At 29.0% G+C, this 13,045-nt stretch carries 14 protein-coding genes; all 14 read left to right on the top strand.

Annotated features, from left to right (window positions below; all coding sequences use genetic code 11):
* Nucleotides 1-10 precede the first annotated feature (10 nt).
* The 14 genes from ACE01P_RS01435 (at nt 11) to ACE01P_RS01370 (ending at nt 13,039) form a co-directional block, all read left to right on the top strand.
* The gene (locus ACE01P_RS01435; RefSeq protein ID WP_379693280.1) at nt 11-1,264 is read left to right on the top strand and encodes a glycosyltransferase; all 1,254 of its coding nucleotides are present in this window, start codon (nt 11-13) and stop codon (nt 1,262-1,264) included.
* Nucleotides 1,242-2,222: an NAD-dependent epimerase/dehydratase family protein gene (locus ACE01P_RS01430; RefSeq protein ID WP_379693278.1), complete on the top strand. Its 981-nt coding sequence runs from the start codon at nt 1,242-1,244 to the stop codon at nt 2,220-2,222. Before ACE01P_RS01435 ends, ACE01P_RS01430 begins: the two co-directional genes overlap by 23 nt.
* Nucleotides 2,222-3,406 (top strand): hypothetical protein, encoded by a 1,185-nt coding sequence (locus tag ACE01P_RS01425; protein ID WP_379693275.1) that lies wholly within the window; start codon nt 2,222-2,224, stop codon nt 3,404-3,406. The genes ACE01P_RS01430 and ACE01P_RS01425 overlap by 1 nt, the downstream gene beginning before the upstream one ends.
* 68 nt (nt 3,407-3,474) lie before the next feature.
* On the top strand, nt 3,475-4,272 hold the full coding sequence (rfbF, locus tag ACE01P_RS01420) for a glucose-1-phosphate cytidylyltransferase (RefSeq protein WP_379693272.1): 798 nt from the start codon (nt 3,475-3,477) through the stop codon (nt 4,270-4,272).
* On the top strand, nt 4,257-5,372 hold the full coding sequence (rfbG, locus tag ACE01P_RS01415) for a CDP-glucose 4,6-dehydratase (protein ID WP_379693269.1): 1,116 nt from the start codon (nt 4,257-4,259) through the stop codon (nt 5,370-5,372). Before rfbF ends, rfbG begins: the two co-directional genes overlap by 16 nt.
* Nucleotides 5,360-5,803: a dTDP-4-dehydrorhamnose 3,5-epimerase gene (locus ACE01P_RS01410; RefSeq protein ID WP_379693266.1), complete on the top strand. Its 444-nt coding sequence runs from the start codon at nt 5,360-5,362 to the stop codon at nt 5,801-5,803. The genes rfbG and ACE01P_RS01410 overlap by 13 nt, the downstream gene beginning before the upstream one ends.
* A complete protein-coding gene (locus tag ACE01P_RS01405; RefSeq protein ID WP_379693263.1) occupies nt 5,797-6,741 on the top strand; it encodes an NAD-dependent epimerase/dehydratase family protein in 945 nt (314 codons plus the stop codon). The genes ACE01P_RS01410 and ACE01P_RS01405 overlap by 7 nt, the downstream gene beginning before the upstream one ends.
* Nucleotides 6,741-7,622 carry a glycosyltransferase family 2 protein gene (locus tag ACE01P_RS01400; RefSeq protein WP_379693260.1) on the top strand — a complete coding sequence of 294 codons (882 nt, stop codon included), beginning with the start codon at nt 6,741-6,743 and terminating at the stop codon, nt 7,620-7,622. Before ACE01P_RS01405 ends, ACE01P_RS01400 begins: the two co-directional genes overlap by 1 nt.
* 68 nt (nt 7,623-7,690) lie before the next feature.
* Nucleotides 7,691-8,749, top strand: a complete 1,059-nt coding sequence (locus tag ACE01P_RS01395; protein ID WP_379693257.1) for a glycosyltransferase family 4 protein — start codon at nt 7,691-7,693, stop codon at nt 8,747-8,749.
* 56 nt (nt 8,750-8,805) lie between these two features.
* Nucleotides 8,806-9,624 (top strand): glycosyltransferase, encoded by an 819-nt coding sequence (locus tag ACE01P_RS01390; RefSeq protein ID WP_379693255.1) that lies wholly within the window; start codon nt 8,806-8,808, stop codon nt 9,622-9,624.
* Entirely contained in the window at nt 9,621-10,523 is a 903-nt protein-coding gene (locus ACE01P_RS01385) for an NAD-dependent epimerase/dehydratase family protein (protein ID WP_379693252.1), read from the top strand. The genes ACE01P_RS01390 and ACE01P_RS01385 overlap by 4 nt, the downstream gene beginning before the upstream one ends.
* Nucleotides 10,523-11,494, top strand: a complete 972-nt coding sequence (locus tag ACE01P_RS01380; protein WP_379693249.1) for a glycosyltransferase family 4 protein — start codon at nt 10,523-10,525, stop codon at nt 11,492-11,494. The genes ACE01P_RS01385 and ACE01P_RS01380 overlap by 1 nt, the downstream gene beginning before the upstream one ends.
* Complete coding sequence (locus tag ACE01P_RS01375) at nt 11,484-11,906, top strand: WxcM-like domain-containing protein (RefSeq protein ID WP_379693247.1); 423 nt, start codon at nt 11,484-11,486, stop codon at nt 11,904-11,906. The genes ACE01P_RS01380 and ACE01P_RS01375 overlap by 11 nt, the downstream gene beginning before the upstream one ends.
* Nucleotides 11,906-13,039 carry a DegT/DnrJ/EryC1/StrS family aminotransferase gene (locus ACE01P_RS01370; protein ID WP_379693245.1) on the top strand — a complete coding sequence of 378 codons (1,134 nt, stop codon included), beginning with the start codon at nt 11,906-11,908 and terminating at the stop codon, nt 13,037-13,039. The genes ACE01P_RS01375 and ACE01P_RS01370 overlap by 1 nt, the downstream gene beginning before the upstream one ends.
* Nucleotides 13,040-13,045 lie beyond the last annotated feature (6 nt).

Raw genomic sequence — 13,045 nt, 5'->3', positions numbered from 1 at the left:
GCAATTTAAAATGAGTAAACTAAAAATATTAATCTTTAGTGATTGTTATATATATGGAGGGAGTGAAAAACTTATGGCTTTCTTATTAAAAAATGAAATTTTAAATCAAAATTTTGATCTTTTATATAGTTATAGAAAACACAAAGGATATGAAGAGGGACTAAAAAATGAAAATTTATTAAATAGAAAAGGAAATCATCCTTTAATACTATTGTCAAATGAAACATTATTTCATCAAATTAATCTATTATCATTTTATTCATTATTTAAAAATATTCTAAAATTACCGTTTTTTATTTTACAAAAATGTCAAATTTATTTTTTGTGGAATTTACTAGTCCTGATTTATTTACTGTTAAAAACAAGACCTGATTTAATTCATATTAACAATGGAGGATATCCAGCCGCAAAAAGTTGTAACATACTAGTTATTGCTAATTTTTTAACAATAAGAAAGAAAGTTATCTATCAAGTAAATAACCAAGCACGTGAATGTAAAAGCAGTTTGGAGAGGATTTATGATAAGTTTGTTCACAAAAATGTAAATCTTTTTATAAATGCTTCAAATAAAGCAAAACAACAATTAATAGAGAAAAGAAATTTTGATTCAAATAAAATAACTGTTGTAAATAATTGTGTCTCTTTGCCAAAAATAAAATTAAATAGAGATCAAATATTTGCAGAATTAAATATTTCAAAAGAAAGTTTTCTAATTGTTGAAGTTGCTTTTCTTTCTGAAAGAAAAGGGCAAAAGTATTTGATGGATGCTTTGTCAAAAATTTTTGACAACAATACACTTTTAAAAGAAAACGTGTATTGTGCTTTTATCGGGAATGGTGAAGATGAAGTTTTTTTAAAAGATTATTGCAATAAACTAAATTTAAATTCTAATATTTTCTTTTTGGGGTATCGTAATAATAGTGAAGATTTTATTTCTGCATCCGATTTATTTATATTACCTTCTATACGAGATGAGGATATGCCGTTAGTTATATTATCTGCATTAGGATATGGAAAACCAATAATTTCAACCAATTTTGCAGGAATCGCCCAAGTGATAGAATCTAATGTAAATGGTATTTTAATAGAAAACCATTTAGACACATTTACTGAAAGTTTGGCATCTGAGATTTTGCGCTTGTCAAATGATGTGAACTTTAGATCGTTATTGGGTAAGAATGCGAAAAAAAGCTTCATAAATTACAATCCTGAAAGTTACGGTCAAAAATTAAAACAGATTTATGAACAGATTTATGCAATTTAAAGAAACAATTTTATTACTAGGAGGAAATGGATTCATAGGAAGTAATATAATAAATTTTATTGCTAAAAGTGATGAGTTTTCTAACTATAAATTTGTTGTTTTATCACGTTCTAATGTTATAAATACTAATGAAAAATTTGATTATGTTATTGGCGATTATGGAGATAAAAATGTATTGATATCATTGTTCTCTAAATGGAATTTTACAAAGGTTTTTCATTGTGCTACATCAACAACACCATTATCATCGAATAATAATATTATACGTGACATAAATGGCAATTTAATCGCAACAATTGGACTATTAGATGTAATGAAAGATTTTGGTTGCTATTCAATAATATATTTATCGTCAGGAGGTGCAGTTTATGGTGAAAAAAAGACAGGAAAAATTTCTGAGGATGAAATCTGCTATCCGGTAAGTTCGTATGGAGTTGTAAAACTAACTATTGAAAATTACATTAGACTTTATAAGAAACAATTTGGCATCAATTATTTGATTTTAAGAGTTTCGAACCCATTTGGGAAATTTCATGCATCAGAAAATCAAGGAATAATCAATATAGCAGTTAGAAGGGCTCTTAGAGGTCAAACTGTTGAAGTTTGGGGAGATGGAATGCAGTCTAAGGATTATATATTTGCGGATGATCTAGTAGACATTATTTTCCAACTAATTAAAAAAGGAATTACCAACAAAACGATTAATGTAGGTTCAGGAGAGATTTATGAACTAAACGGAATTTTAGATATAATTAGGAATCATTTGCCTAGCTTAGAGGTAAAGTATGTAGACGCAATAAAAACAGATGTTAAGGATTTTTGTCTGGATATTTCATTAATGCAATCGTTAGGAGATTTTAAATTCACAAAATTTGAAGAAGCGATTCGACAAACTATTTTGTTCGAAAAAAAACAGTTGGGCTTAAATAAAAAATCTCATCCGAATAAATCAATTTAATGGAAGAAGTAAAATATAATAAAATAGCTTTAATATTAATTTTACTAATAAGTTTATTTATATTAACGCATCCTCCATTCGTTCTTTCGATTTATGTACCTATGTATATCAGGGGATTTTTGTTTATTTCTATCGTTTTCTTCTCTCTTTTTACTGTGGCATTGAAAAAATATTTTATCAATACTTATTTGCCTATAATTGCATTTTTTGTTGTTTCATCTTTATATTGGATTGCTGTAGGGGCAATTATTTCAGAAGTTATCTACACTTTTTTGTATGCTCTTTTAGCGATTGTATTTTTGGTAAGTGTCAAAAGAAACAAAAGCCTTAAAGATTTGTTAATTAATTTTTATTTAGGGCTTGTTTTAATTCTTTCGATATTATCATTCGTCTCATTTGTCTCATTCAATTTAGATTTAGTCCCTTATACTTTAAAACCTGTTGGAGAAGGAGATGATGTGTATAATTATTTTCATAATTATTTCTTAGGCTATATAAATCCAAAGCTATTTGAATCGGGAGTTATTGGTAGGGTATGTGGTTTTTTGTTTGAGCCAAGTTATCAAGGATGGTTTTTATCAACAAACTTTTTTCTGTTGCCAAAATGGATTAAGAACAGGGGATATTTGATATTAAGTCAAATAATCGTTTTATTGGGAGCAATAAGTTCTTTTTCAACAATGAATTGGGTTGTTTTTATAATCGTATTTGCTTCAATGTTCGGATTTAAATTGATGGCAATTTTAGGATTAAGGAAAAAAACAGCGAATATCCTTTATAGTTTAATGTTAGTGGGTGTAATAGGTATCACATTCACATTCGTAAATCAGGATAAGTTGCTCGAAGCATTAGGTCCATCTTCTTCTGAAGATAGGACAAATAGATTAGATACTTCATCACTTTTTTTGTTAACAGCTTCACCAACACAACTAGTGTTAGGAAGAGGACCTGGTTTTATTGGTAAAAATAGTGATCGTGGCGAATCAAACCCAATAGTAAAATCTTTAGTTGAAAATGGATTAATTGTAACCATTTTTATTTTAATATTTGTAATCTATTGCACTTATAAATCAAAATATTACATGATAGCTAATTTGTTATGGCTCAATAGTGTAGTGGTATTGTTTACCCCTTTGCTTATTTTTAATGTTTTGGTTTGTAGATGGTTATCCGAAAGAGAATAATAATTATAAAAAAGTAATAATAAATTTAGAAAAGTTATAAAATAAATAAAAAAATAAATCTATAAAATATGAAAGCAGTAATATTATGTGGGGGGTATGGAACTAGAATTCGTGATGTGGCAGATGACATACCAAAGCCTATGATTCCGATTGGAGGAAGACCTATTATATGGCATATTATGAAAACCTACGCGTCTTTTGGGTATCAAGATTTTGTATTGTGTATGGGATATAAAAGTGAAGTGATTAAAGACTTTTTCGTTAATTACGAACTAAGAAGTGCTGATATTAAAATAAAACTAGGCGAAAAAGCTGAGCAAATAATATCAGAAACTAGCCATGATGAAGATGGTTGGGAAATAACTCTCGCAGAAACTGGAATTAAATCAATGACAGGGGCTCGAGTTAAAAAGATTAAAAAATATATTGGAGATGATCCTATGTTTATGCTTACATATGGGGATGGAGTTGGAGATATTGATATAGATGCTTTAGTAGCTTTCCATAAATCTCATGGAAAAATGGTTACTTTAACAGGAGTGAGACCCCCTGGACGTTTTGGAGAATTAGGAATTGCTGAAGACGGATCAACTATTACTGGTTTTAATGAAAAACCGCAGGCAAGTGGTGGAAGAATAAATGGCGGATATTTTGTGTGTAATAGAGAATTCTTCGATATCTTAAGCGATGACGATGATTTGGTTTTAGAACAAGAGCCAATGAAAAAACTTGTTGAATTGGGAGAATTGAAAGTTTTCGAACATGATGGTTTTTGGCAGCCAATGGATACTTCAAGAGAGTATTCTTTATTGAATGAACTTTATAATAATAATCAAGCACCTTGGGTAAAATGGGAGAAAAAGTAGTATTTGGAAATGTATATCGTGGAAAGAAAGTTTTAGTAACTGGGAATACAGGATTTAAGGGATCATGGTTGTGTACTTGGTTGCTTTCATTGGGAGCTGATGTATATGGAATATCAAATGAAATTCCTACCTCTCCATCAATGTTTGTAGAGCTTGGGCTGGAAAATAAAATGAAACATTTTTTTGCTGATATTCGTGATTTAAACGCTATTGAAAAAATAATTAATGATGTTGAACCGGAGTTTGTTTTTCATTTAGCAGCACAGCCAATAGTTTCATTGTCATACAGCGAGCCAATTGATACGATTTCTACAAATGTAATGGGTACAGCAAATGTGCTTGAAGTATTAAGAAGTTACAAAAAACCTTGTACAGCTATTATTATTACTAGTGATAAATGTTATGATAATGTAGAATGGATATATGGTTACAAGGAAACCGATGCTGTTGGAGGTAAGGATATTTATAGTGGGAGTAAAGGTGCCGCTGAATTGATTTTCAAATCTTATTATCATTCTTTCTTTAAAAAAGATGAAGGCGTTGTTAAGATTGCTTCTGCTCGTGCCGGAAATGTAATAGGTGGAGGAGATTGGGCTTTAGACCGAATAATTCCTGATTGTATGCGTTCTTGGAGTTTAGGTAAAGTTGTAGAGATTAGAAGTCCAAAAGCAACTCGTCCTTGGCAGCATGTTCTCGAGCCTCTTAGCGGTTATTTACAATTAGGTGAACGCTTATATAATAATCATTCTTTGAATGGTGAAAGTTTCAATTTTGGACCAAAACCAGAATACAATCACACTGTTCAAGAAATTTTAGAAGACATGAGTGTGCGTTGGCATTTTGAGAATTCTAAAGATGCTTATCAGGTAACAGGAGATATTAAATTTTATGAAGCTGGTCTATTAAAATTAAATTGTGATAAAGCTTTATTTCACTTTCAGTGGAAACCAACATTAGATTATACTACTTTAATTGAATATACTAGTGATTGGTATTATGAGTTTTATAAAAATAAAGGGGATATGTATATTTATACTCAATCGCAAATAGAGGGATATGAGGATTTAGCAAAACTTGGAAATATAGCATGGACAAGATAACAGTTCAAGATGTTTTATTAACGCCTTTAAAAAGAATACATAATCCAAAAGGAGATGTTTTTCATGGAATGAAAAAATCTGATTTAGGTTATGCAGGCTTTGGAGAGGCCTATTTTTCAACAATTCACTTTGAAGATATTAAACCATGGAAGAAACATTTCGAGATGACACTAAATTTTGTTATTCCTTTGGGTGATATCCGTTTCGTTATTTATGATGATAGAGAAAACAGCAAAACAAAAGGTGCTTTTTTTGATGTGACTTTGGGAGAAAGCAATTATCAACGAATCACAATACCACCAGGTGTTTGGGTTGCATTTTGTGGTGTAGGTAAAAATTATAATTTGCTTTTAAACTTAGCGAATATTGAACATGACTCTAATGAAATAGAAAGAAAAGACGATTTATCTGAAATTAAATATTCATGGTAAAACAAAAAGTCCTAGTTACAGGAGGTGTCGGTTATATTGGAGCGCGACTTTCTTTGTATTTAGCTGAAGCGGGTTATGCAGTAACTGCTCTTTGCCATTCTAAAATTCCTTCAGATAAAAATTGGAACGAAAAGATGGATAAGGTTTTAATTGGTGATCTGAGAGATGAGAATTTTTTACAAGAGGTAGCAAATTATGAGTATGATTGTTTGATCCACTTAGTTTCTTTAGATCATCATCAATCAAATGGAAATCCAGCACATGTAAGCTCAATTAATATTACTCCAGTATGGTCACTATTGGATATTTTTTCAAAAAAAGGGTTGAAAAAGTTTATCTATTTTTCAACTGCACAAGTATACGGGATCTTAAAAGAAGAAGTAATAACAGAGAGTAGATCGCTTTCAAGTCAAAATCCTTACGGATTAACTCATCAGATAGGGGAATTAATTTGTCAATATTATAATAACACTTCAAGTGTTAACTGTCATGTTGTGAGATTATCCAATAGTTATGGAGCACCAATATTTGAAGAAAATAATTGTTGGTGGTTAGTAGTTAATGATTTGTGTCGAATGGCATATTATGAAAAACAAATTGTTTTGCAGTCTGACGGGTCTCCTTTACGAGATTTCATACATGGTTGGGATGTATGTGCAGGTGTCAAATCTATTATTGAAACAGATAAAAAACATACTGTTTATAATTTGTCATCTGGAATTACAATTTCGATATTAGAAATTGCAAAAAAAATAAAAGAAGTTTTTGCACAGAGATATGGAGTGGATTTAGAATTGATAACGGCAGAGAAAAAAAATAGCTCAAAACAAATAATCTATCAACTAGATAATAGTTTAATTCGTAGCATAGGGTTCGAGACTCAATGGTCTTTGAATGATGGAATTAATGATCTTTTTGATTATTTAGAACAACAATAATGGATAATAAAACTCCTTTTTTTTCAGTAGTCATACCTACATACAACCATGCCCATTTTATGAAGCGTTGTTTGGATAGTTTGATCAATCAAACTTATCAGAATTGGGAAGCAATAATTGTGAATAATTTTTCAGAAGACAATACGATACAAATTATTGAAGAATATAGTGACCCTCGCATTCGATTAATTAATAATGCAAATGGCGGTATTATTGCGGTTTCTAGAAACAAAGGAATTGTGGAAGCAAATGGTAAATGGATATGTTTTTTAGACTCTGACGATTGGTGGTATCCAAATAAATTGGAAGAATCTATTAAATATTTAGAAGATTATGATCTTATTTATCATAACTTGGATAAGCGATTCTCAGTAGATACCGTGAATGGTAGAATAAAAGGAAGATATTTAAAAAAGAATATTGGCAAGGATTTGTTAACCAATGGGTTTTGTATTCCTAATTCGAGTGTTGTTGTTAGTAAAAAAATTGTGGATGCAATTGGGAAAATTAATGAGGATAAAAGATTTGTTGCAATTGAAGATTCGGATTATTGGATGAGGATCGCTAAAATTACTGATCGTTTTAAATTCATTGATTTAAGTCTTGGATCTTATTGGGTAGGTGAGAATATGTCAATTTCAGTAAAACAAATTGATAGAGAAATTTGTCTTTTAAACGAACATAAAGAGTTGCTAAATTCAGAAGAGCAAAAGCAAGCATTAAAAGTTTTATCCTTAAGAAAAGCTCGTATATATCATCAATTAGGAAATTTTAAAGAAGCGAGGCAAGAATATTTAATCTCTCTTCATCATCAATCGATAAAAATTAAAATAAAATCGATTTTAGGTTATGTATTATGTTTTTTTAGAAAAAAAGTTTAATGAACTTTAAACAAAATATTATTGCCAGATTTGATGTATTGATTTTAAAGGATTAAAAAAAATAGAAAATGAAAATTGCGTTTATCTTACCCAAACTAGTGAATGAAGCGCCTGTTATAGTTGTAAAAGATTTAATTAATCAGATAAATGAGGAAGTTACTTTAATTGATGTTTATTATTTTGACGATATAAAAGAAGTTGAATTTGCATGCAATAGCTATAAAATCTCTTTTTTTGATAAAATTGACTTTGATAAGTATGATATCGTACATTCACATATGCTCAGACCAGATTTATTTGTTTGGTTTAATAGACGAAAAGTCAAAACTGCAAGATGTATTTCTACATTGCATAATGATATTTTTAAAGTTTTAAAAGATTCACATAACCGGTTTTTAGCCTATATTGTTGAAAAAATATGGATTAAGTCTTTAAATTCATTTGATTCAGTTGTTGTTTTGTCAGAAAATATGAAGTTTCAATATTCAAAATCTATCAAAAAAGCTAATATGTCAGTCATCTCTAATGGCCGAGATCTTTGTAAAATAAACAGAATTGAAATTGATCAGGTTGATTTAGAAAAAATCAATTTAATAAAATTAAAATATAAAATCATAGGTGCTTCCGCTCGTTTAAAAAAAATAAAAGGTTTTTCTCAAGTAATTGAAGTTTTGCCATATTTGGAAGAATATGCATTGGTATTAATTGGAGATGGTGATGAAAAAGACAATTTAATAGAATTAGCAACAAAACTTAATGTTTTAGATCGATGTCTTTTTTTAGGATATAGAATTGATGGTTATCGATATTTAACTTTTTTTGATTTTTATGCAATGACATCTTATTCAGAAGGATTTCCTTTAGGTTTGTTGGAAGCAGCTCAAAATAACATACCTGTTTTTTGTTCAGATTTACCTGTTTTTAGAGAGTTGTTTAATGAAAAAGAAGTATCATATTTCGAATTAGACAATACTAATTCTTTAAAAGAATCAATTCTAATGCTTGAAAAAAGTAAAAAAGAGTTTTCTAATAATCTCTATGAAAAAGTTGTTCAAAAATATAGTTTGAAAAATATGGGCGATAATTACTTAAATTTATACAGAAAAATAATTTTAGAAAGTAATTAGTTTCTATATAAATATTTAATAAAAAAAGTGTTTAAGTGCTTAATATATAAAAAAGAGTGAATATAAAAACAACTTGCTCCATCGTATTATACAAAAATGATGTCATAACGTTAAAAAATGCTATTCAATCTTTATTGAATAGCAATAAAATTGATAAAATTTTTATAGTTGATAACTCACCAACTACAGAATTACAAAGTTTAGTAGTGAATATCAGGATTAAATATATTCATAACCCTGCAAATCCTGGTTTTGGATCTTCGCATAATGTAGCAATTTGTGAAGCTTTGCTTTTTGGTTCAGAATATCATTTTATTGTAAATCCAGATATATATTTTGAGGGAGACATAATAACACCAATGGTGGATTTTATGAGAAATGATCCTACTACAGGAATGCTAATGCCACAGATTTTGAATAACGACGGAACTATTCAAAATTTGCCAAAATTGTTACCTAATCCTCTAAGCATTTTGTGGCGTAAAATAAAGAGACCTAATAAACAGTATGAAAAATTCATTAACAAATATGAATTACGAAAAATATCGAAAGATGTAATCTATAATAGCCCATTACTTTCAGGATGTTTTACGTTATTAAATTTAAATGCTATACAAAAGGTAGGTATGTATGATGATAAATTTTTTATGTATTTTGAAGATTGGGATTTATCCAGAAGAGTGCATCAAGAATATAAAACTATTTATTTTCCTAAAGTTTCAGTGACACATGAGTACGAATCGGGAGCAAATAAAAGTTTTAGATTGTTTAAGATATTCATAATTTCTGCTATTACTTATTTTAATAAATGGGGCTGGTTCTTCGATTCTGATAGAAAAAAAATAAATGAAGAAGCACTTAAACAATTTAGATGAAAATAATATACATTACTGGAGTTTCAGGATTTGTTGGCCAAAATTTACAAAAACACTTATCAAATCAGTCTTATGTCATAGAACCTATTCTATTAAGAAACCCTAATTGGAAAAATAATTTGAATGGGAATGCAATAGTACATTTAGCTGGAAAAGCGCATGACACAAGAAAAATAAATAATTCTTCAGAGTATTTTGAAGTAAATACAGATCTAACTAAAAATTTATTTGATGTTTTTTTAGAAAGTGAAATTAAAGATTTTATATATTTCAGCAGTGTAAAGGCCGCTGCTGATAATGTCTCTGATATTTTGTATGAAGACATAAAACCAAATCCTAAAACACCCTACGGACAATCTAAATTAAAAGCGGAAGAATATATTTTATCAAAAGAAATTCCAGAAGATAAAAGAGTTTTCATAATAAGGCCTTGTATGATTCATGGCCCAGGAAATAAAGGAAATCTTAATTTACTTTTTAATGTTGTAAAAAAGGGGATTCCTTATCCTTTAAAATCTTTTAAAAATGAAAGATCATTTTTGAGCATTGATAATCTTAATTTTTTAGTTAAGCAAATTCTTGACAACAAAGATGTACCTTCGGGAATTTATAATTTTTCAGATGATGAAGTTTTGTCAACAAATGAAGTTGTAAAAATTATATGTTCAGTATTAAATAAAAAAGATAATTCCATTGCTGTTCCTAAGAAATTAATTAATTGTATGGGTAAGATAGGAGATTTTATTAAAATTCCTTTAAATTCAGAAAGCATTCAAAAATTAACAGAGAATTATAGGGTTTCAAATCTAAAGATAAAAAAAGCTATTGGAATTGAGAAGTTACCAAATACAGCGCAGCAAGGACTTGAAAAAACTATAAAAAGTTTTACAAATAAATAATGGAATACACAATTTTAGGAATACTCTTAATGATTATAATGTTACTATATTTCAAAGTAGCCGATTATTTTAATATTATTGACAAACCAAATCAAAGGAGTTCTCATACAGAAATTACATTAAGAGGAGGTGGAATAATTTTCTGGTTTTCAGCTTTACTTTATTTTGTACGACACATAAATAATAATTACTTTTTCTTTACAGGTATAACTTTAGTAAGCCTTGTAAGTTTTTGGGATGATATCCAAAGCTTATCAAATAAAATTAGAATTGGAATTCATTTTCTTTCAATCACTTTGATTTTTTATGATCTAAATTTATTCCATTTAATGCCTGTTTGGGGAGTTATAGTTTCTTATACTTTGGCTATCGGACTAATAAATGCTTATAATTTCATGGATGGAATTAATGGTATTACAGGACTATATACTTTAGTCGTAATGGAATCATTATTGTATGTCAATACAAAAATCCAGCTTTTTACTGATGGAATGTTTATAAAATATGCAATGCTTGCGAGTTTAGTATTTCTATTTTTTAATTATAGAAAAAGAGCAAAATGTTTTGCTGGTGATGTAGGAAGTATTGCCATAGCTTTTTGGGTAATTTATTTTGTTGTAAAACTAATTCTTGTAACGGAATCGCTAATCTGGCTATTGTTTTTAGCTGTATATGGTGTTGATGCTGTTTGCACCATTATGCATAGACTTTATCTAAAGCAAAATATTTTTGAAGCACATAGATTGCACTTGTATCAAATATTAAGCAATGAATATAAAATACAGCATAGATTAGTATCTCTTTTTTACGCCTTAGCGCAAACAGGAATTTCTTTATTAGTAATTCTTCTCTATCAGAAAGTTCAAGATTCACTTATATTCTTAATTGTAATTTTGCCTTTATTATTGATTTATTCCTCAAAATTTTATTTGTTAAACAAGAATAATTTACGATTGAATCATGGAGCCTAAATTAATTCATGGAGGAAAATTTTCAGATCACAGAGGGAGTATATCTTATGTGAATGATTTTAGTTTTGCAGATATTGAAAGGTTTTACATTATCAGTAATTCTCAGGAAAATCCAGTTAGAGCTTGGCAGGGACACAAAATAGATGCTAAAAATTTTTATTGTCTTTCAGGATCTTTTAATATTCATTTTATAAAAATTGATAATTGGGAAAATCCTTCGAAAGAGTTAATTATTGAGACTGTTTTCGTTTCTGAATCTGAAAGCAAAATTGTTCATATACCTGCGGGCTATGCAAATGCAATAGAATCTCTTGAAGAAAATTCAAAACTAATATCCTTTTCTACATTGCCATTAGCAAATGTAAGCGATGATGATGTTCGTTATCCATCAGATTATTGGCTTTTCAAATAATGAAAGACGAAAGAATTTATTTATCATTGTCTCAAGAAAGCGGTTATGAGCAAGAATATATTCAGAGAGCTCTAAAATCAAATTGGATAACTTCTGGGGGACCCAATGTTGATGAATTTGAAAATGAACTTCAGAATTATTTTGAAAATGAAAATTTTGTAGCAGTATCAAATTCTGGAACATCCGCTATACATTTAGCTTTAATTTTGTTGGATGTTAAAGCTGGCGATGAGGTTATTTGTCAAAGTATGACTTTTTCTGCCTCAGCAAATCCAATTTTATATCAGAATGCAAATCCGATATTCGTAGATAGTGAAGTAGATACTTGGAATATTTGTCCAGAAAATCTTGAAATAGCTATAAAAGATAGAATCGAAAAAGGAAAAAAACCGAAAGCAATTATAGCGGTTCATCTATACGGTATGCCTTATAAAGTAGACGAAATACATTCAATTGCTGATAAATATGAGATATCAATTATTGAAGATAGTGCTGAAGCACTTGGAAGTAGTTATAAAGGAAAAAAATGTGGTAGTTTTGGAGCCTTTGGTATTTTGTCTTTCAATGGTAATAAAATTATCACCACTTCTAGCGGTGGTGCATTAATTGCTAAGTCTAAAGAGATCAAAGAGAAAGCAATTTTTTATGCTACTCAATCAAAAGATGCAGCGGTACATTACCAGCATAGCGAAGTAGGTTACAATTATAGAATGAGTAATATTTGCGCAGGGATTGGTCTTGGGCAAATGAAAATTTTAGAAAAGAATATTAGTTTAAGACAAGCAAATCATTCATTTTATAAAGAAATATTTAAAGATATTGAAAACGTAAAATTTTTTGATAATCTAAATGTTGATTTCTTTTCTAATTATTGGCTTAATGCAATACTACTAGAAACGGAAGAACAAAAAGAAAGTTTGAGGCTTGCTTTTAATGAATTTAATATAGAAAGCCGTCCATTATGGAAGCCAATGCACTTGCAGCCAATTTTTGAAAAATATCCATATTATGGGAATAAAGTTGCTGAAGAGTTATTTGAAAGAGGGTTGTGCCTACCATCAGGGGCAAGCTTAACTGATAAAGATAAGAACAGAATAAAAGAAGTTATTATTAATTTCTTTGAATGTATATAAAATTAA

It is taken from the genome of Flavobacterium sp. HJSW_4, from assembly GCF_042436695.1.
GTDB lineage: Bacteria > Bacteroidota > Bacteroidia > Flavobacteriales > Flavobacteriaceae > Flavobacterium.
The sequence above is the reverse complement of the archived record's forward strand: the minus strand, read 5'-3'. Positions and strand labels throughout refer to the sequence as shown.

What these genes read in the sequence shown, in the direction of transcription:
- ACE01P_RS01400 (WP_379693260.1), top strand. Translation starts at nt 6,741, where the DNA reads ATGGATAATAAAACTCCTTTTTTTTCAGTAGTCATACCTACATACAAC.
- ACE01P_RS01405 (WP_379693263.1), top strand. Translation starts at nt 5,797, where the DNA reads ATGGTAAAACAAAAAGTCCTAGTTACAGGAGGTGTCGGTTATATTGGA.
- rfbF (WP_379693272.1), top strand. Translation starts at nt 3,475, where the DNA reads ATGAAAGCAGTAATATTATGTGGGGGGTATGGAACTAGAATTCGTGAT.
- ACE01P_RS01395 (WP_379693257.1), top strand. Translation starts at nt 7,691, where the DNA reads ATGAAAATTGCGTTTATCTTACCCAAACTAGTGAATGAAGCGCCTGTT.
- rfbG (WP_379693269.1), top strand. Translation starts at nt 4,257, where the DNA reads ATGGGAGAAAAAGTAGTATTTGGAAATGTATATCGTGGAAAGAAAGTT.
- ACE01P_RS01385 (WP_379693252.1), top strand. Translation starts at nt 9,621, where the DNA reads ATGAAAATAATATACATTACTGGAGTTTCAGGATTTGTTGGCCAAAAT.
- ACE01P_RS01430 (WP_379693278.1), top strand. Translation starts at nt 1,242, where the DNA reads ATGAACAGATTTATGCAATTTAAAGAAACAATTTTATTACTAGGAGGA.
- ACE01P_RS01380 (WP_379693249.1), top strand. Translation starts at nt 10,523, where the DNA reads ATGGAATACACAATTTTAGGAATACTCTTAATGATTATAATGTTACTA.
- ACE01P_RS01435 (WP_379693280.1), top strand. Translation starts at nt 11, where the DNA reads ATGAGTAAACTAAAAATATTAATCTTTAGTGATTGTTATATATATGGA.
- ACE01P_RS01425 (WP_379693275.1), top strand. Translation starts at nt 2,222, where the DNA reads ATGGAAGAAGTAAAATATAATAAAATAGCTTTAATATTAATTTTACTA.
- ACE01P_RS01375 (WP_379693247.1), top strand. Translation starts at nt 11,484, where the DNA reads ATGGAGCCTAAATTAATTCATGGAGGAAAATTTTCAGATCACAGAGGG.
- ACE01P_RS01370 (WP_379693245.1), top strand. Translation starts at nt 11,906, where the DNA reads ATGAAAGACGAAAGAATTTATTTATCATTGTCTCAAGAAAGCGGTTAT.
- ACE01P_RS01410 (WP_379693266.1), top strand. Translation starts at nt 5,360, where the DNA reads ATGGACAAGATAACAGTTCAAGATGTTTTATTAACGCCTTTAAAAAGA.